General features: G+C 70.4%; 12 protein-coding genes. 9 read left to right on the top strand and 3 right to left on the bottom strand.

The window, feature by feature from the left end; translation table 11 throughout:
• Window positions 1-471 precede the first annotated feature (471 nt).
• The 3 genes from ACF1CT_RS14840 to ACF1CT_RS14830 all read left to right on the top strand — a co-directional run bounded on the left by ACF1CT_RS14840 (window position 472) and on the right by ACF1CT_RS14830 (window position 4965).
• Window positions 472-3108: an alpha/beta fold hydrolase gene (locus ACF1CT_RS14840; protein ID WP_391784230.1), complete on the top strand. Its 2637-nt coding sequence runs from the start codon at window positions 472-474 to the stop codon at window positions 3106-3108.
• A 260-nt stretch (window positions 3109-3368) separates the two neighbouring features.
• Window positions 3369-4262: an ABC transporter permease gene (locus ACF1CT_RS14835; protein WP_391784201.1), complete on the top strand. Its 894-nt coding sequence runs from the start codon at window positions 3369-3371 to the stop codon at window positions 4260-4262.
• A 238-nt stretch (window positions 4263-4500) separates the two neighbouring features.
• Entirely contained in the window at window positions 4501-4965 is a 465-nt protein-coding gene (locus ACF1CT_RS14830; protein WP_391784200.1) for a DUF1772 domain-containing protein, read from the top strand.
• Window positions 4966-5079: 114 nt separating this feature from the next.
• Here the strand turns inward: ACF1CT_RS14830 and ACF1CT_RS14825 are convergent, their stop codons facing one another.
• From ACF1CT_RS14825 to ACF1CT_RS14815, 3 genes are all read right to left on the bottom strand, one after another.
• A complete protein-coding gene (locus ACF1CT_RS14825) occupies window positions 5080-6252 on the bottom strand; it encodes a CapA family protein (protein WP_391784199.1) in 1173 nt (390 codons plus the stop codon).
• Between the two features lie 204 nt (window positions 6253-6456).
• On the bottom strand, window positions 6457-7815 hold the full coding sequence (locus ACF1CT_RS14820; protein ID WP_391784229.1) for a phosphoribosyltransferase family protein: 1359 nt from the start codon (window positions 7813-7815) through the stop codon (window positions 6457-6459).
• 287 nt (window positions 7816-8102) lie between these two features.
• Entirely contained in the window at window positions 8103-11969 is a 3867-nt protein-coding gene (locus ACF1CT_RS14815; protein ID WP_391784198.1) for a hypothetical protein, read from the bottom strand.
• Between the two features lie 161 nt (window positions 11970-12130).
• On the opposite strand from ACF1CT_RS14815, the gene ACF1CT_RS14810 reads away from it, so the two are divergent.
• The 6 genes from ACF1CT_RS14810 (at window position 12131) to ACF1CT_RS14785 (ending at window position 18190) form a co-directional block, all read left to right on the top strand.
• Window positions 12131-12310: a hypothetical protein gene (locus tag ACF1CT_RS14810; RefSeq protein ID WP_391784197.1), complete on the top strand. Its 180-nt coding sequence runs from the start codon at window positions 12131-12133 to the stop codon at window positions 12308-12310.
• Between the two features lie 871 nt (window positions 12311-13181).
• On the top strand, window positions 13182-14705 hold the full coding sequence (locus tag ACF1CT_RS14805) for a type I-E CRISPR-associated protein Cse1/CasA (protein ID WP_391784196.1): 1524 nt from the start codon (window positions 13182-13184) through the stop codon (window positions 14703-14705).
• On the top strand, window positions 14702-15262 hold the full coding sequence (gene casB / locus ACF1CT_RS14800; protein WP_391784195.1) for a type I-E CRISPR-associated protein Cse2/CasB: 561 nt from the start codon (window positions 14702-14704) through the stop codon (window positions 15260-15262). The genes ACF1CT_RS14805 and casB overlap by 4 nt, the downstream gene beginning before the upstream one ends.
• Complete coding sequence (locus ACF1CT_RS14795; protein WP_391784194.1) at window positions 15259-16590, top strand: type I-E CRISPR-associated protein Cas7/Cse4/CasC; 1332 nt, start codon at window positions 15259-15261, stop codon at window positions 16588-16590. Before casB ends, ACF1CT_RS14795 begins: the two co-directional genes overlap by 4 nt.
• Window positions 16587-17471 (top strand): type I-E CRISPR-associated protein Cas5/CasD, encoded by an 885-nt coding sequence (cas5e, locus tag ACF1CT_RS14790; protein ID WP_391784193.1) that lies wholly within the window; start codon window positions 16587-16589, stop codon window positions 17469-17471. The genes ACF1CT_RS14795 and cas5e overlap by 4 nt, the downstream gene beginning before the upstream one ends.
• Window positions 17468-18190 carry a type I-E CRISPR-associated protein Cas6/Cse3/CasE gene (locus ACF1CT_RS14785; RefSeq protein WP_391784192.1) on the top strand — a complete coding sequence of 241 codons (723 nt, stop codon included), beginning with the start codon at window positions 17468-17470 and terminating at the stop codon, window positions 18188-18190. Before cas5e ends, ACF1CT_RS14785 begins: the two co-directional genes overlap by 4 nt.
• Window positions 18191-18275: the final 85 nt, after the last annotated feature.

Genomic DNA, 18275 nt, shown 5'->3' with positions numbered 1-18275 from the left:
ACGGGCGGACGAAGAACGACGGATGACGGACGACGAAGCCGGTGGCCACACAGATCTATGCGAGTAGACCGCTTGTAGGTGCTCATGACAAGAGTGCCTGGGGGGGGGGAAGAGGACGTGATTCGGCCGGAGGGTCATCGGGCGGCGATCCGGTCGAGATCCGGTCAAGACACCGGTCGCGGCCGAGATCCGGTCGAAGTCCGGTCGGGGTCACGTCGAGGCCCGGTCGGGATCCGGTCGGGATCCGGCCGGGGGCCGCCTGGCGACGACTGCCGCAATCCGGCGACCCGCACCCGCTCGGGGCCTTCGTACCGCGTACGGAGTACGGCGGGCCGGAGCCGTACACCCCGAGGAGGCCCGGGAATCCGTCCTGATGACTGTCCGTCCGGGACGGCCGACCGCTTAGGCTCGGGAACCATGGCGGCAACCAGCAGAACCCCCGACCCTCGTACGTCCCGATGGCGGCGGCTGATGCCCCGAGGGCGCGGCCGATGGACCGCGGGCATCGCGGCGCTCGCCGTGCTGGCCGGAGTGGGAACCTGGACCGCCGCGGCCGACGACAGCGGCCCCGCCGTGCACCGCCAGGACCGGATGATGCGAGTCGACGGGGTGTCGATCGACACCTCCTACTTCACCACCGGCGGCACGGAACGCAGGCCGGCCGTCCTGGTCGGGCACGGCTTCGGCAACAGCAAGGACGAAGTACGGGCGCAGGCAGAGGAGTTGGCCGCCGCCGGGTATGCCGTGCTGACCTGGTCCGCCCGGGGGTTCGGGAAGTCGGGCGGAGAGATCTCGCTCAACGCCCCCGACCGTGAGGTCGCGGACGTGTCCCGGCTGATCGACTGGCTCGCCGACCGGCCCGAGGTGCGGCTCGACGCCGAGGGCGATCCCCGGGTCGGGATCACCGGGGCCTCCTACGGCGGAGCCGTTTCGCTCCTCGCCGCCGGTTACGACAAGCGGGTGGACGCCATCGCCCCGCAGATCACCTACTGGAACCTTGCCGACGCGCTGTTCCCCGACAGCGTGTTCAAGAAGCTCTGGGCCGGGATCTTCGTCACCTCCGGTGGCGGCTGCCAGAAGTTCGAGAAACAGATCTGCGCGATGTACGAACGGATCGCCGTCACCGGGAAGCCGGACGAGGCCGCGCGTGCGCTGCTCGCCGAGCGGTCGCCGAGCGCCGTCGCCGACCGCATCGAGGTGCCCGCACTCATCGTCCAGGGCCAGTCCGACTCCCTCTTCCCGCTGGGCCAGGCCGATGCCATGGCCAGGGCCATCAGCGGCAACGGCGCACCGGTCGCCGTCGACTGGATCGCCGGCGGGCACGACGGCGGCGACCCGGAGACCGGCCGGGTACGGCAGCGGATCACCGACTGGTTCGACCGGTACCTCAAGGGCGACGAGTCCACCGGCACCGGACCCGGATTCCGGGTCACCCGGACCGGAGGCATCGACTCCACCGACGGCGCCGCCCGCACCCGCGGGGCGAGCAGTGCCACGTACCCGGGGCTGGGCGCCGGAGGGAGAACGATCGACCTCGGACTGCGGACGCAGACATTCCGTAATCCCGCCGGGGCCAACCCACCGAGCGTCTCCGCAGTGCCGGGCGTCGGCGGCGGGCTCTCCGGGCTCTCGTCGCTCGGCGTCGGCCTCTCGATGGACGTTCCCGGGCAGTACGCCGGCTTCGACTCGGCGCCACTGGACGAACCGCTGCGCGTCACCGGCTCGCCCACGGTTCGGGTGAACGTGAAGGCGGACCAGGGCGACGCCGTGCTGTTCGGCAAGGTGTACGACGTGTCGCCGGACGGAAAACAGCAGGTCCTGCCCGCACAACTCGTCGCCCCCTTCCGGATCACCCCGGACCGTCAGGGCCGACCGGTGTCCCTCACCCTCCCCGCCGTCGACCACCGCTTCGACACCGGGCACCGGCTCCGCCTGGTCCTCTCCGCCACCGACCTCGGATACGCCTCACCGGCCGAACCGACGACCTACACCGTGACCACCGCCGGACCCCTCACCGTCCCCACCGCTCCCGGACTGAGAACCGCGGCGGCCACCCTGCCGTGGTGGACCTGGGGCCTTCCGGCCGCCGCCGCGGTGATCGCCGCGCTGCTCCTGCTCACCGCCCGCCGCCGCACCGCGGCCCCCGCGCCCGATCCCGCACTCGCCGAGGTGCCCCTCCAGATCACCAACCTGTCGAAGAAGTACGCCAAGTCCGGCGGTTCCGCGGGTTACGTCGACAGATACGCCGTGCGGGAGCTGACCTTCCGGGTCGAGAAGGGGCAGGTCCTCGGCTTGCTCGGGCCCAACGGCGCGGGCAAGACCACCACCCTGCGCATGCTGATGGGCCTCATCGCACCCGACGACGGCGAGATCCGCGTCTTCGGGCACGCCGTCCGGCCGGGAGCGCCCGTACTGTCCCGCGTCGGTTCGTTCGTCGAGGGCGCCGGATTCCTTCCGCATCTGCCCGGGCGCGCCAACCTGGAGCTGTACTGGCGGGCCACCGGCCGGCCCGCCGAGGACGCCCGCATCGACGAAGCCCTGGAGATCGCCGGGCTCGGTGACGCACTCGCCCGCGCCGTGCGCACGTACTCACAGGGCATGCGGCAACGGCTCGCCATCGCCCAGGCCATGCTCGGAATGCCGGACCTGCTCATTCTCGACGAACCGACCAACGGGCTCGACCCGCCGCAGATCCGCGAGATGAGGGACGTGATGATCCGGTACGCGGCCGGCGGCCGGACCGTCATCGTCTCCAGCCACCTCCTCTCCGAGGTCGAGCAGTCCTGCACCCATCTCGTGGTCATGGACCGCGGCCGGCTCGTCCAGGCGGGCCCGGTCGCCGAGATCACCGGATCCGGCGACACGCTGCTCGTCAGCACCGCGTACGACCTGACCGATCCCCTCGTGGAGAAGGTCGCCGCGCTGCCGGGGATCGGCTCGGCGGCCCGCTCCGAGGACGGCCGCGGACTGCTGGTACACCTCGACGGGGCCACCACGCCCGAGCTGATCGCCGAACTGGTCCGACTCGACGTGCCGTTGACGGGCGTCGGACCGCACCGACGCCTGGAGGACGCGTTCCTCACCCTGATCTCCGGAGGCTCCGCATGAGTGCCGCGGGCGACGCCACAGAAGCAGAATCGGCAGTAGGAACAGAAACCACATCAGGAGCCGAGAAAGGAACCGGAACAGGAACCGGAAGCGAGACGGCAACCGGAACCGGAATCGAGACGGAAACAGGAACCGGAATCGAGACGGAAACAGGAACCGGAATCGAGACGGAAACAGGAACCGGAATCGAGACGGAAACAGGAGCGGGAACCGGAACAGGAGCGGGAACCGGAGAAGGAGTGGGAACCGGAACTGGAACAGTGACTGGAACCGGAACTGGACTGAGCGCCACGGACATCGGGGTTGCGGAGGCCCTCGGCTACCGAGCACGGCGCACCCTGCCGCTGCGCGTCGAGGCGGTGCGCCAACTGCGCAGGCGCCGCACGCTGCTCATGGGCGGGGTGCTGGTCGCGCTGCCGTTCGTCCTGATCGCCGCGTTCGCGATCGGCGGCACCCCGTCCTCGCGCAGTGGCGGAGCGAGCCGGCTCACCCTGATGGACACCGCGACCGCATCCGCCGCGAACTTCGCCGCGACCTGCCTGTTCGTCTCCGCCGGGTTCCTGCTCGTGGTCCCGGTGGCACTGTTCTGCGGCGACACGGTGGCCTCCGAGGCGAGCTGGTCCTCACTGAGATACCTGCTGGCGGCGCCCGTGCCACGGGCGAGGTTGTTGTGGAGCAAGCTCGTGGTGGCCCTCGGCTTCAGCCTGGCCGCGATGGTGCTCCTGCCGCTCGTCGCGCTGGTTTCGGGAGCCGTCGCCTACGGCTGGGGCCCACTGGAGCTTCCGACCGGAGGCGCGCTCGACGGCTCGACGGCCGTCATCCGGCTGGCGCTCGTCGTCGCGTTCGTCTTCGTGTCCCAACTGGTCACCGCCGGACTGGCGTTCTGGCTTTCGACAAGGACCGACGCCCCGCTGGGAGCGGTCGGCGGGGCGGTGGGACTGACCATCGTCGGCAATGTCCTGGACGCCGTCACCGCCCTCGGTTCCTGGCGCGAGTTCCTGCCCGCGCACTGGCAGTTCGCCTGGGTGGACGCGCTCCAGCCGCAACTGGAGTGGGGCGGCATGGTGAAGGGAGCGGCGATCTCGGTGACCTATGCCCTGATCCTGTTCGCGTTCGCGTTCCGGGGATTCGGCCGGAAGGACATCGTGTCCTGAGCCTGTGCGCCCGCTCCGACGGGGGCGTGCGCACAGGCCCCGTCTCCCGTCGTGCGCGTTCCGGCGAACCGGTCTCGGGCGGGTGTGCACACCGGACCCCGGGCGGACACACCGAATCCGGGGGACACACCAGACCTCGGGTGAACACACCGGACTCCAGGCGCGTACACACCCCGACTTCGGGCGCGTGTGCGGAAACCGGCCGTGCGGCGCGTTCTCCGAGGCCATGATGTGGGCCATGTCCTCCCTGCTCCTGGCGCTTGCCGTCATCACGACCGGCCTCTACGCAGGATTCCTGCTGACGTTTCTGATCGCGATCATGCCGGGTATCGCCGTACTGCCGGACGAGCGGTTCGCGGACGCGATGCGCCGCTTCAACGAGAAGGTGCCCGGCCCGCTCTTCCTCGCCCTCTTCGTCGGCGTGATCGCCTTCCCGGCCGCCGTGGTCGTGGCGGGGGGCGGGGCGGACGGCGGGGGCGGCGGTGCCGACCGGGCATGGGCCGGGGCGGCACTGGCCTGTGCTCTTGGCAGCCACCTCGTCACGATCGTCGGCAACATCCCGTTGAACAAGGCGCTCGCGACGTCCGAGGGCGGCGACGACACCGGGGCCCGCAAGGTGTTCGAGGCCCGCTGGAACACCCTCCACCGCGTCCGGACCGTGCTGTCCCTGGCAGCCTTCGTGCTTCTCGCCGTTGCCGTGTAGGGCGCCGCGGCCGGGGCCGCCCGCGCCGACCACCGACCACTGGCCCGCTTCCGGCCCCGTGATGGCAGGCGGATGGCACGGCGGGCGTCGCGACCCGACCCGGCGGCCGGGCCCTCAACACCCTTCCGGATCTCGCCCCCGCCCCCGCCCATGCCCCCGTCCACCGCAGCCACCCACCGGCAGCCGAAGCACGAGCGCCCCGTCCCGATCACGATCCACCCGCGAGCCGAAGCGGCGACCGGCCCGCTCCAGGACCGTGCGCAACCACTCGGCGTCCTCGTCCGACGCCCCCTCCAGCCGCATCCGCCGCGCCCGGAAGGGAACCATGCGCACGTCGACCGACGTGCCGGTGTCGGCCTCCACCGTGACGAGGTGCAGCAACCGCAGGTCGTCGCGGTAGCGCTCATGACCGCCGATCCCCTCGTAGTCGTCCACGAAGTCGCCGCACCCGTACAGGATCGGCCTCCCCCGGTGGACCTCGATCGGTCGCGGATGGTGCGAGGAGTGGCCGTGCACCACATCCACCCCACCGTCCACGAGTGCGTGCGCGAAACGGACTTCGTCCCGCGACACGCCAAATCCCCAGTTCGGCCCCCAGTGCAGGGACACCACCACGATGTCGCCGGGCCGCCGCATCCGACGCACACGGTCGACGATCCGTGCCGCCACCGCGTCGGACGGTTCGGCCGCGAAGTCCACGCCCGCCCGGTCGCCGGTGGCGGCCCAGCCGTGCGGGACACCGCTGGAGGCCAGTCCGCAGGAGAACACCAGCACCCGGCCCCCGCCGCGCAGCGGGACGGCCGCAGGTCGCCGCGCCTCGTCCGCGGTCCGTCCCGCACCCGCCGTCCGCAGCCCGGCGCCGGTCAGGACGGCGAGCGTGTCCGTGAGCCCGCGGCGTCCGAAATCCAGGACGTGGTTGTTGGCCAGGACACAGACATCGGGGCGGACGGCGGCGAGACACGGCAGGTTGTCCGGGCTCATGCGGTAGTGGACCCCCTTCCCCGGGGCGAACACTCCTCCCCGGGTGACGCAGGTCTCCAGGTTGATGATCCGGGCGTCGGGGGCGACCTCGTCCAGGAGGCCGAGCGCCGCCCCCCAGGGCCAGGTGAAACCGACCGGTCGGGGGACGGGTCCGGCGACCGTCTCGGCAAGTGCCACGTAGTCGCGGGCGTCCCGCACCCAGGGCTCGCGCAGTGCCGGGTCACCGGGGTGCGGCAGGATCTGGTCGATGCCGCGGCCCAGCATCACGTCACCGCAGAGGAACAGGGTCACCAGCCCCTCACACATGACGCCGAACCCCTTCCCGGGCTCCCGAACTCCCGAGCTCCCGGGCTCCCGAACTCCCGAGCTCCCGGGCTCCCGAGCTCCCGAGCTCCCGAGCTCCCGAGCTCCCGAGCTCCCGAGCTCCCGAGCTCCCGAGCTCCCGGGCTCCCGGGCTCCCGAACTCCCGAACTCCCGAGCTTCCGGGCCCCCGAACCCACTCGCACGTTCTCAGACCGGAGCCGCGTGGGCGGTCGGGGCCATGTGGTCGACGAACCAGTCACGGGCCAACGCCGTGACCTCCTCCAGGGCGCCGGGCTCCGCGAACAGGTGAGTGGCACCGGGGACGACGGCGATCCCGTTCTCGCAGCGGAGGCGTTCCTGCGCCTGCTGGTTGAGTTCGAGCACCGCACGGTCGCAGCCGCCGACGATCAGCAGGGTGGGAGCCGTTACCGAGGGCAGAGACGCCCAGGCGAGATCGGGCCTGCCGCCGCGCGAGACGACCGCCGAGACCCGCCCGTACTGCTTCGCGGCGGCTCCGAGCGCGGCGGCTGCGCCCGTACTGGCCCCGAAGTAGCCCAGCGCCCGGCCCTCGGCCTCGGGCCGGGCGCGCAGCCACTCGGTGGCGTCCGCCAGCCGTCCGGACAACAGGGCGGTGTCGAACACGTTGGCCCGATCACCCTCCTCACCCTCGGTGAGCAGGTCGAACAGCAGAGTGCCGAGCCCGGCGCGGTTCAGCCCGTCGGCGACGAACCGGTTGCGCGGGCTGTTCCGGCTGCTGCCGCTGCCGTGGGCGAAGAGCACGATTCCGGCGGAGCCCCTCGGAACGGTGAGTCGCCCCTGCAGGCGCACGGCACCGGCCTGCACGACCACCTCCAGGTCCGCGGCCTCCCGATCCCCGGCCTCCTGCCCCCCTACCTGCGGTCCGGCGGCCGAGGCGTCCCCGCCCGGACGGTCTACGGCCGACCGTTCGAGGCAGGCGATCACCTCACCGTCGTCGACCTGGGAGAAATCTGCGTAGAACTGTCCGATCGCGTAGAAATCCCTCGGTGTCTCCGGGCAGATCAACTCGTCCGCCTCCCCGCCCAGCCTCCCCGTCCAGCCCTCCGGCGCCACCGGGACTGCCAGCACCACCCGCGCCGCCCCACGGGCCCGGACGATGCGGCAGGCCGCCCGTGCCGTGGAACCGGTGGCCACGCCGTCGTCCACCACGAGCACCGTCCGGCCCGCCGCCTCCGCCGACCGCCCGTTCCCCCGGTAGCGCCGCGCCCGCTCCTCCAGCACCGCGTGTTCACGGGCCTCGACCCGCGCGAACTCGTCCGGCGAGACCCCTGCCGCGCGTACCACCTCGTCATTGACCACCCGCACACCGTTCTCGCCGATCGCGCCCATGGCCAGCTCCGGCTGGTACGGCACTCCCAGCTTCCGCACCAGACACACGTCCAGTGGCGCGTCCAGCGCCTTGGCGACCTCGGCAGCCACCGGCACCCCGCCACGGGGCAGCCCCAGAACCAGGACCGGCTCGCCCCGCAGGTGCCGCACCCGGTCGGCAAGTCGTCGGCCGGCGTCACGACGATCCATGAAGAACACCATCACGCCTCCTCCCGGAGGAACACCGCGCCCGAACCGCTGGACGCGCCCCCCCGGGCGCCTTGCGTCCGCACCGAGCGCGGCGCCCGTCTTCGGCCCCGACCACCGCAGGCCACCACGAGACTCCACCCGCACCGGTCCGCGGTACGCGCCCCGGCCGACAACCCCATCCTCGCCCCGGCGACAACGACGTGCAGCCCCCGGAGCCCACTCCCACCGCGAGTCCTGCCCCACCCGTCCGACCCGCGCCCCCGGCGACACCGCCTGACGCCCCCCGCACGGACCGCTCAACACCCCGCAGGGTCGAGCCGGCCCGCAGGACCGTTCCCGCCGACGCGGGGCCCGGAACGGAGGTGTACGAACGCGGTCTCGGCGAGTTGCGGCAGCACCTGCGGCGCCAGACGGGGAAGCAGGGGCAACGCATGATGCCAGCCCTCGCCCGCCAGTACCTCCCGCACGAGGCGGCGGGCCTCGTCCACGTCCCGGGAGGAGCCCGTACCGAGGGCATCGGCGAGTGCGCCGAAGCGCAGCACCGAGCGCTTCCGCGGCGCCCAGTCGTCCGTAGCCGGGACAATCGGCCGGACGCCCGCGAGGTACGCCGCCACCGAGACGAGGGCAGCGGCACGGCCGTCCGGGTCGGCCGCCCGCTCGGCCGTCTTCCGGGCCTCGGAGACACTGCCCCGGAAGGCGTGCAGGACCGCCCATTCCGCGACGGGCAGCACTCCTCCGGGCAGTGCCGTCCCGGCCATGTATCCCTCCCAGTCCGCCAGCTTGCCCCGCAGCCCAGGCACCTCGGAGCAGCAGGCACCCTCGTCGAGCAGGGCGTGGATCAGCACCGCGTACGGGTCCCACCGCCGGATGTCCTCCTCCACGCGTGCACAGCCGTTCCGGAGCGCCGCGCACATCTCGGCGTCGTGCCGTCGGGGGTCGGGCAGGGCGAGCAGCAGTTCCGCCACGGCGGGAAGGGCCTTCGCCCGAAGCTGCGGTGGCAGAGAGGTCCGGCGGCCCGCATTCACGAGGTGTTCCCCGACGATCCGGGCGGCGGCCTCCGGATCGTGTGCCGCAAGTCCCACGGCCACGGCGGTCCGCGTTTGTTCCACCTGGACGTGCTTCCTGCCCCCGGACGCGCTCCCGCGCGTCCACACCTCCGCCGAGTCCGCGTCGCCCGCGTGGGCGAAGGCCTGAGCGACCACATCGGCCAGGGACGTCTCGCGGCCGTTCGAGTGCGACGGCGATTCACACAGGGATGCCGCCGCCTCGGCCGCCTCCCGGGCGCACCGTCCGGCCTCGGCGACATGCCCACCGGACGCGCAGGCCACCGACAGGGCGGCGAGCGCACCCGCCCGATCGGCCGGTTCAGGAGAGCGCACCGACAGACGCACCGCGTCGTCGATGTGCCCCGCTGCGGCGAGTGCTCCGGCCAGCAAGTCCGTCCACCCCCGGGCATCCGCCGTCGCGACGTGGCCCTCCCATCGGGCGAAGGCCGCAGCAAGCAGCCGACGGCCGTGCAAAGGGTTCGCCTTCAACGCCTCTTCGACCTGCTGGAGTTCAGCGTTCCGACCCGTCTCCCGCCCCGTGTCGTCCCCGCTCTCCTCCACCTCGACCGGCCTCAGCTCCCGCGCTGTTGCCCCTGCTGCCGTTCCCAGGCCCAACGAGTTCTCGGTCAGCACCGCGATGGCGGGCTCCCGGACGTCGTCGCCGAGCACATCGTGGTGCCATTCGGCCGGCACCGCCCTCAGAAACTCCACCGCGTTCTTCGGCATTTCCACATCGATGAGGGCTTTTACCACGCGGGCCAGAGTGGTGGAGAGTTCGAGCTTCAGATGGGCGCGGTCGGCGGGTGACAACGCTTCGGGCGCGGCGAACGCTTCGAGTAACGCCTCCTGCGCCCGCTGCAACAAATTGCGGGCACTCTCCCGGCGTCCCGAGCCCAGCACCGTGGCAGCCAGCGCCAACAGGTCGACATGGGCCAGATCCGACTTGGGGTCCAAGTCGGCGCAGAAGTCTTCCACACGTTGCCGGAAGACGACGTTTCCCCGGAGAGAGGCTCTTTTTGCCAAGCAGGGGACGCACATCGGCGCGTGACGGAAACCCAGGACCAGGTCCCGGAAGACGGGCTCGTCCTTTCCCGACGCTTTGATCAGTTCGCCCCAGATCTCCAGGGCCTCGGCCTGCTGTTCCGGGTTTCCCAGATGCAGTCCTTCCGCGTGTTCCGCCACGGTGATGAACCTGTCCGTGCTTTTGCCGCCGAGTGCCACCGCCGCCTTGAACCGGGAAGTCCATCCCGCGTTCCCGCAGGAGAGAACGGCACGCAGTATCTCGCCTCCGGGGGTCGTCAGCCCACAGCCGCAGAGAGCCAGTCCGGCGCCCTTCAACTGGTCCAAGACCTCGTCCGGTTCGATGACGGACAGCGCCTCCCCCGCGGCGCGTTCCGTCCACCCGACCGCCTCCCGGGCGATGTTCTCGGCTTCCGGACCCGATCCTCCCGCCTCGGCGAGCACCACGGCGACATCGGTCAGCCGCACCGCCTTGGCCGCCGACTCCGGTGCCGACAGCGCCAGCGCCCGTGCACGCGACACATCACCCGCCAGGGCGAACAATTCGGGGAACCGTCGCGGTACGAGACGCGCCTGTGCCGTGAGCAGGGCCCGGGAGACGGCCACCCGGGCGGTCACGCCGAGATCGTCCGCCCGCTCGGCCGTGACGAGTTCGAGCTGCGCCCGTGCCTCGTCGAGGCGGCCCAGTTCGACAAGCGTCGACTGGCGGTGAGGATCGAGCACGAAGCGTTCGACCCGGTCTGTCCCATGCGGCAGCCGCGGATAGTGCGACAGCAGATAGCGAGGGGTGTCGACGGGCCAGCCACGCGCCTGCCAGGAGTCGGCCCAGGCGTGCAGCGTGTCGACGGCACGTCCGAGCCCCTCCCGTCCGACCTCCTCCCGGGCGCTGCGCAACAGCTTCTCGTCACCGAGGACATAGCTCGGCAAATCGAAGCCCTCCGGCATGAGACACAGCCCCCGCACACCCGCCAGCAGCCGAGCCAGTTCGACCTGCTCGACACCGGTCAACTCCGCCAGGTCCTCGACGCGCAGACCGGCCTCGGCGGCCGCCAGCAGCCCCATGACAGCCCGCCCCGGCTCCGACGCACCGAGCGGTTCCAGCTCATCGCGTACGCTCCGCTTCACCGGCCGGGCCGCACGGACCGGAGCGAGGGACCGCACGGACTCCGGCCTCCGCAAGGGGTGTTCGGCCGGAACATCGGTCGGCAGCTCCGCAGTGGGGCGACTCGACACGATGACGCGGATGCCACGCTTCGCGTCCCGGGCCGTGGCCCGTTTGGGCATGCTGGGTGCCTCGTGGGGGAGCAGCGCCGCGATGCTCACATCGGGCCTTCCGCTCTTCGGTAGCCCGCCGCGCCACGCGGCGTCCTCGTCGAGACCGTCGACCACGATCACGAGTCGGCGCCCGTCCCTGGACGAACGCCTCGCTGCGTCCTGAAACAGCTTCTGGAGCTTCGCACGTGGAACGGCCTGTGGCCCGGCAGGTTTCTTCCTTCCCAGAAGGTCGGTCAACTGCCCCGCCATCTCGTACGCAAAATGCTCGTACCGGTTCCATGCCTTGGCTCCGGACAGGAAGTAGCCCACCACATTCACCCCTTCCGGCGGGTTCAGCACGAACTGCGCCAGCAGGGCCGACTTTCCCGCCTCCGGCGGCGCCTGCCACCAGAGGTACGAGGGGAGGTCCCCGGAGGCTTCGACGAAGGACGTCATGGCCTGCCATTCGCTGTCACGACTGTGAAATGGCCTTCCCGTAAACCTGTCTGCCCCGAAGCGAGCGAGACGCTTCCGGTCCTCACCACGGCCCTTGGACGTGCCGCGATGGTCCTCCGCCTCCAACTGCGCGTCGTCGAGCACCCGGCGCCACTCGTCGTCGAAACCGGCGTCCTCCCCGGCCTCGTGCCGAAGATATTCGACGAGCCGCACCACACCCTGGGTGCTGGCGTGGCCGGGGGCCTTCTCACCGCGGCACCACAATCTGGCAGACGCCGCGTCCACGTCGGCCTCCTGCCCGCAGCGGACGAAGCTGGCCCCGGCCTTCTTCCGGAGGTCGTCCAGCTTGGCGCCGAATGCCTTGCGCGCCCTCTTCACGATCGCCATTTCTCCTCCGCCTTTTGCGTCCTGAACGATCACTCTGGCGCCCTGACCTGGGGCGATTAAGTGCCCCGTGCGATGGCTCGGCCTCCGCTGGGCCTCTCCGCCAAGCTGGCTGTGCAGCCCGGCGGAGGAAGCCCCGGGCCCCAGCCGGAAGGAATTCCACCGTGCACTTCCTGTCAGCCATCGCCAAGGATGCCGCCACCCTGGCCGCCGTCGGCGGCGTGATGTACACGGTCCTGCTCGCGGTCGTCGCCATCACATCGGTGGCGGCCCGTACTCCGGGCCATCGCCGGGACGCTCGCGCCACGTTGGCCATCCTGATGAAGCGGAGGCCGCCGCGTTGACGGCGCCCACGGGCGCTTTCGCGGAGGACGCCAAGTGGGTAGCGAGAAGGAACACATGCACTTCTGATCACCGTCCTTCAGGTCTACTGCTCCGTCTGGGCTGTAGTGGTGCGGTCAGTGGCGAGTCGACATTGCACGGCAGCCGCGCCCGGGGAGGCTTGCGACGTAGGGCCTCGACGGATGCCCACGATGTGCGACAGGAATGGAGAGACGCGATGAAGCGGAGACGCAGCCCGGACGGCGAGGAAGAACCGGAGCGCCGCGCTCGTCGGCGAGACGCCGTCTACGGGAGCTGGTGGCCAACCCTGACCTGCCTTGTGCTCGGTGCGACGGCGTCGCCGGTGATCAGCTGTATGGGTGATCACCTGGCAATGTGGGCGGCCCCGACGATCTGAGATCCCCGAGACCGCCCAGTCGGACGGCTTGTCCGCCTCGTCGTCACCAGCGAGTACAGGCGGATCGAAGCCAGGAAAACGTGTGTGGCTGCCGCTGGGAAGGCGGTGGTCACACGCTCCGACGTGCTGACAGGCTACCTTCCGCTCTCACGTAAACGATTGATTCCGCCACATATGCGCGACCTTGTACAGTTCGTGAGGCAGTATCAGTGGTCCCTTTCGAAGGGATGGCCCGTCATGCACTTCTGATGTCGGCGCGGTTTCCCTCCCCGCGTGAGCGGGGATGTCCCCCTGTTCCGCGGGCGCGTTGAGTTCTCGGGCAGCTCTTCAGGAGTACCCGATGCGACAATTCCACTACTGCTAGCGTTACCCCGGTCGCCGTACGTCACGACCGACCGGAGCGGTAGCCAGTCTTGTCCGAAGCGCGTCCTTCAGTCGAGCGGCGTCCCGTCTGGGACCCGCGTCATCAGCCCTGTGTGCCCGCCATCACCGACGAGGGTGAGGCCGTCGAACTCTCCCTGCTCGAACTCTTCTCTCGTGCCGAGAAGTTGAGCGGACTCTCCTGTGCGACGCCGGGGGAGGGCGTTGCGCTCGTGGAATATCTGCTGGCGATCTGCTTCGCCGCCGAGACCTTTCCTTCATCCGCTGCGGAATGGTGTACCTGGGTAGGCGAAGGGCGCGGCCTGGACTGTGCCGCGGAGTGGCTGGCCGGTGAGCCCGATGACAGATGGAACTTGTTCGATCTCGACCGACCTCTCGGGCAGAACAGTGACTTGGCGCCCTATCTGGACGAATATGGCACCGGGCCCGCGCAGTTGGTTCTGGAGCGTGTGGGGGACTACAGCCAGTTCTTCGACCACCACCATCTCGAACACTCCGAACCGCTGCTGGCCGCCGATGCGTTCAGGGCGCTGCTGACCCAGCACGTCTACGGGCTGTCCGGCCGCGCCAGGGTGTCCGGCAAGGCGACACTGGGACCGAGCCTCACCAACCTCGCCGCAGGACGCCTCCAGGGCCGCATCCGAGTCGTGGTCCAGGGCCGCACCGTCGGTGACACGCTGCGGCTGAACCTCTACCCCCCAGCCGGCGGCGAGGTGGGGAAGTTCAATCGGTCGTGGACGACCGCGGACTTTCCGCGCCGGGGATTCAAGTCGAAACCGCCGGGGCGCGTCACGTCCGGACCGGCGGACCTGCACAGCTGCCTCGGCCGCTCCGTTCTCCTGCGTCCTGTGCCGACGGCGGAGGGCGAGCCCGTCATGGTCGACCGGGTGCTGATCGGTGCGGGGGAACTCCTCAGCCTCGACCCGGAACGCGACCTGGAGGACGCCGTCTTCGCGAAGAAGCTGAACGGGCACGGCAAGCCGCTCTGGCCGTCCCCCACCCGGGCCCTGTGGCGCGACGCCCACGCGCTCTACAGTGCGGCGAGGGAGGCGGACAGGGGCCTGTTCGGGCGGCTGCGGGACCTGTCGTTCCCGCGAGACGGCGACGGTCCGCCCTGCACGATGTGGGCCGTCGGGCTCATCGCCAACAAAACCCTCGCGATCTCCTGGACGGACGGGTACTTCCCGTACGCCCCGAGCCAGGGTGAGGCCCTGTGCGAGGCGTCCCGGCGCGGTTCGGACATCGCCGAGTACGTGGCCCGCGCGTTGGAGCGGTCGGCCTACGCGGCATGGAAGATCGTCTATCCGAACCCCAAACCCGCCGACCGCGGTGCCCAGATGGCCCGCTTCGATGCCCGCCGAGAGTTCTGGCCTGCGGCGGAGGAACCCTTCTATCAGCTGCTCGACCAAACCGCCCGAAGCGAACCGGTGCCGCTCGGTCTGCTGGACTATGCCGGTGAACTGCGGCTCAAGGCGGCGGACTTCCTCAAGCAGCGGCTCGACCCCCTCCCGCAGAACGAAACGGGCCACCGCGCCCGTGCCCGCGCCGAGCAGCGTTTCCGCTGGGACATGGCCGACAAGAAGGCCCCTGCCGAACTCCGAGGGGAGATGCACACATGACGGAGCGGACCGAGCTCCTTTCGGACCGACCGGGCGCCGAACAGCTCACGGTCTGGCTGGTGAGCCTCGTACACAACCGGGAGTACGGCGCACTCGCTCAACTGCGCCGCACCAGGCCGACCGACACCCACATCCGCGCCGGATGGTTCGGGCCATCGGAGCACCGTGAGGTTTTCGAGAAGGTCGCCTTCCTCTTCGGCGTCTACCACCAGGGCAGGCCGGTGCCTTCGTACGGGGTGGGGAGCCTGGGGGCCGCGGCGCGCAGGATCGGGGATGGCACGGGGCGCGGTCCGGACAACCCCGGGGCGCAGCGGTTGCTGGCGAGCCTGGTCGCGAGCCGTCGGGTTCCCTGGCGCCATCTCCAGCACGCGATCACCCGGCTGCGGTCCTGCGAGCAGGATCCGCCCTCGTGGAGCCAGCTCACCGACGACCTCACGCGATGGCACGACCGCAAGGCGCGCATCGCCTACGGATGGTCGGTGGACTTCCACACTCCGGCTCCGCGGAGCCGGAACGGAACGAACAATCAGACGATGTGGAAGGACGCGAGTACGTGACCGAGGCACCCCGTAGCCAGTTCCTCTCCCTGCACCTGCTGGAGACCCTGGTCGCCGTACTGCCCGTTCGGGACGAGAACGGATCGCCGAAGAGCCTTGTCTACGGCGGCGTCGAACGTCACGTGATCAGTAGCCAGGCCCGCCGCCGGGCAGAACGCGTGCACGCCCGCCATCGCGCCAACGTCGGCATCGGCGCGCTGGCCGGCCGGAGCACGGGACTCCGCACCCGTGAGTGGGCGCTCATCACCGCCAAGGCCCTGGAGACCGACCATGGCTGGGACGAGCAGGAGGCCGTCACCACGGCGCGCGCGGTCATCGAGGCAACTGGCCTCAAGTTCGGCGACCCGGCCAAGAAGACCGTCGCCAATCTGACCAAGGTGCTCCTCTTTGCCCCGGCCGACACTGGTGACAGGATCGCCGAACACGTCCAGACGCACGCGGACGACCTGCGGGCCTGGCGGGACGCGTATCTGCTGGCCCAGCGGGAGAACAGCAAAAGGGCGGCCCGGAAGGGCAGTCGGAGGACGGAGCCCGTTCCGGATGAGACGGTTGAGCCCGTCGAGGCGTCGCTGCCCGCGCTGGCAAAACACCACCGTGATGCCGTGCTGCTCGCCATCGCGCCCCGGGATGCCATCGACATCGCTCTCTACGGGCGGTTCCTCGCAGAGATCGCTGACTCGCCCAATGTCGACGGGGCGGTGCAGAGCGGCCATGCTTTCACCGTTCATGAGGCCGAACAGGTCGACGACTTCTACGCGGCGGCGGACGACGCCAAGCTGCACCGGAAGCGGAACGCGCTGAATTTTCTCGACGCCGCCGACGACGCCGGGGCCGGCATGACCGGTTACCAGTCGCTGATTTCCGGAACCTTCTACCGTCATGCCGTCCTGGACCGCGTCCAGCTGATCACCAACCTCCGTGCCGCGGGAATGACGGAGGACGAGGCGGCCGAGGCCGCTGTCGCCGCGGAGAAGGAGTTCGTCAACGCCTTCGTGGAGGCGTTTCCCGAGGCGAAGAAGAACTCCACGGCCTCCACCGGCTCGTTGCCGGCGCTGGTCCTTGCCTTCGAGGGCGCGCGTCCCTACAACTACGCCGCGGCCTTTCAACTCCCCGTCGACGAGAACCCGGTCGCCGCGGGCGGCGAGGGCCCGGCAGGCCCGGCGGCGGTGCGCAGGCTGCTGGCCCACCATGCCTATGTCAGCGACCGCCGCCCCGATCTCCGGTCCACGAGGGTCCTTACCTACGATCCGCAGATCGATGTGGTGCTCCGGGAGCCGGGGCAGGCGAGTGTGGAGGCCGTGACGGAGATCGAGGAGCTGACGCCGTGAACCACGTGCTGCTGATCCGGCTGGCCGCGCCGTTGCAGTCCTGGGGCGTGCTTGGCAGGTTCGGGCGGCGCGACACGCACACCAGACCCACCAAGTCGGGGGTGATCGGGCTGTGCGCGGCAGCGCTCGGCCTCCCGCGGGAACCTCCGCCGGGCGTCCCCCGTAATGACACGAACGACCCGCTCGCCGAACTGACCCCGCTGCTCTTCGGCGTCCGGGCCGACCACCCCGGCAAGCCGGTGCGTGATTACCACACCGTTGGTGCAGGCCGGTATCCGTTGAGACCGCGTGACATCGCCACCGACCACCGGCGTGCTGCCGCGGCCGGTCAGATGCTGGAGACGAGCACCGGGGACACCTTCGGGCACCATGAACTGGACGACTGGTACGGAGCGCCGAAGAAGATCGCCGCCGATCCGCTCTCGGGCATGCTCGTCTCCGGCGAAGTGCGCAGAAACGCCTTGATCACCGAACGCTGGTATCTCGCCGATGCCACTTTCCTGGTGGGGCTCCAGCACACCGACAAGGAACTGCTGGAGCGCATGGGTCACGCACTGGAACACCCGAAGCGTCTGCTCTGGCTCGGCCGTAAATCCTGCCCGCCCTCCGGACAACTCTCCCTGGGAGTTCTGCCCGGCACTCTCGCGGAGGTCTTCTCGGCCGTGGCGCTGCTGCCCGCACTTTTCGACGCGCCCCCGCAGACGCGGGACGACCGTCCTTTGGCCTGGCTCGAAAGCCGCCTCCCGCTGCCCGGTACCGGCCCGGTCATGGACCAGCCGGTGGGTTTCCACGCCATGGGCCCGAAGCACGCGGCGCGTTGGGAGACCCGGATCCGCGTCACCATCGATCCGCACGCCGGCGATTGGAACATCATCCCGTGAAAGCGCCCCATGACATGCCCGCGAGGTTCGTCGCCACACACACCCTCCTCACCCTGGACGCCCGGCATCCGTACGCGGCCAAGTCACTGATCGACGCGCAGGACATGCATCGAACGGTCATGAGTGGCTTTCGGGGCTGGGTCGACGACGGCAGCCGCGACGCCCGCGCCCAGATGGGCATTTTGTCGACCTGGACGCTCGATCTCCGGCAGGCGCGGCTCTCCCTGGTCGTCCAGTCCCGCGTCCCCGGTGACTGGAGCAGGATTCCGAGGGCGGCTCTCGCAGACAAACCGGAGACGCTGACTCTCGACCGCACCTTCGGCGTGGGCGACACTGTCGACTTCCGCACTGTCGTCAACCCCGTCCGAAGCCGTCCGCCGGGGCCCGGCTCGCCCGAGAAGACCCGCGGAACCCGGATCGCCCACACCCGGCCCGATCACGTGAAGTCCTGGTTCGCCCGCCGCCTCCAACCCCTCGGCGAGCCCTCCGTCGCGTCCGATGGAGCGATCCGTGTGGGCGCCGACACCCCCGTCGATGATCTATCGGTCCGGATGCTTCCCCGCATCTCCAGCCCCGCTCCGCACAAGGGACTTCGCATCGCTCGCGCGGAGATCAGGGGCAAACTGACCGTGACGGATCCGAAGGCGTTCGTCGGGGTTCTGACGAGTGGGCTCGGGCACGGGCGGGCCTACGGATGCGGCCTGGTGCTGGTGCGCTGAGGGTACGAGCGCCCCGTCACGCCCCACGCGGACGACGAGCGTGCACGGCCACCGGCCACCGGCCGCCCGCCACCGGCCGTCCGGC

Source organism: Streptomyces sp. NPDC014734 (assembly GCF_043083325.1).
Lineage (GTDB): Bacteria > Actinomycetota > Actinomycetes > Streptomycetales > Streptomycetaceae > Streptomyces.
This window is presented reverse-complemented; position numbering and strand designations above follow the sequence as displayed.

Excerpts from the sequence above, each read along its gene's own strand:
- ACF1CT_RS14840 (WP_391784230.1), top strand. The coding sequence starts at position 472 with ATGCCCCGAGGGCGCGGCCGATGGACCGCGGGCATCGCGGCGCTCGCC.
- ACF1CT_RS14830 (WP_391784200.1), top strand. The coding sequence starts at position 4,501 with ATGTCCTCCCTGCTCCTGGCGCTTGCCGTCATCACGACCGGCCTCTAC.
- ACF1CT_RS14825 (WP_391784199.1), bottom strand. The coding sequence starts at position 6,252 with ATGTGTGAGGGGCTGGTGACCCTGTTCCTCTGCGGTGACGTGATGCTG.
- ACF1CT_RS14815 (WP_391784198.1), bottom strand. The coding sequence starts at position 11,969 with ATGGCGATCGTGAAGAGGGCGCGCAAGGCATTCGGCGCCAAGCTGGAC.
- casB (WP_391784195.1), top strand. The coding sequence starts at position 14,702 with ATGACGGAGCGGACCGAGCTCCTTTCGGACCGACCGGGCGCCGAACAG.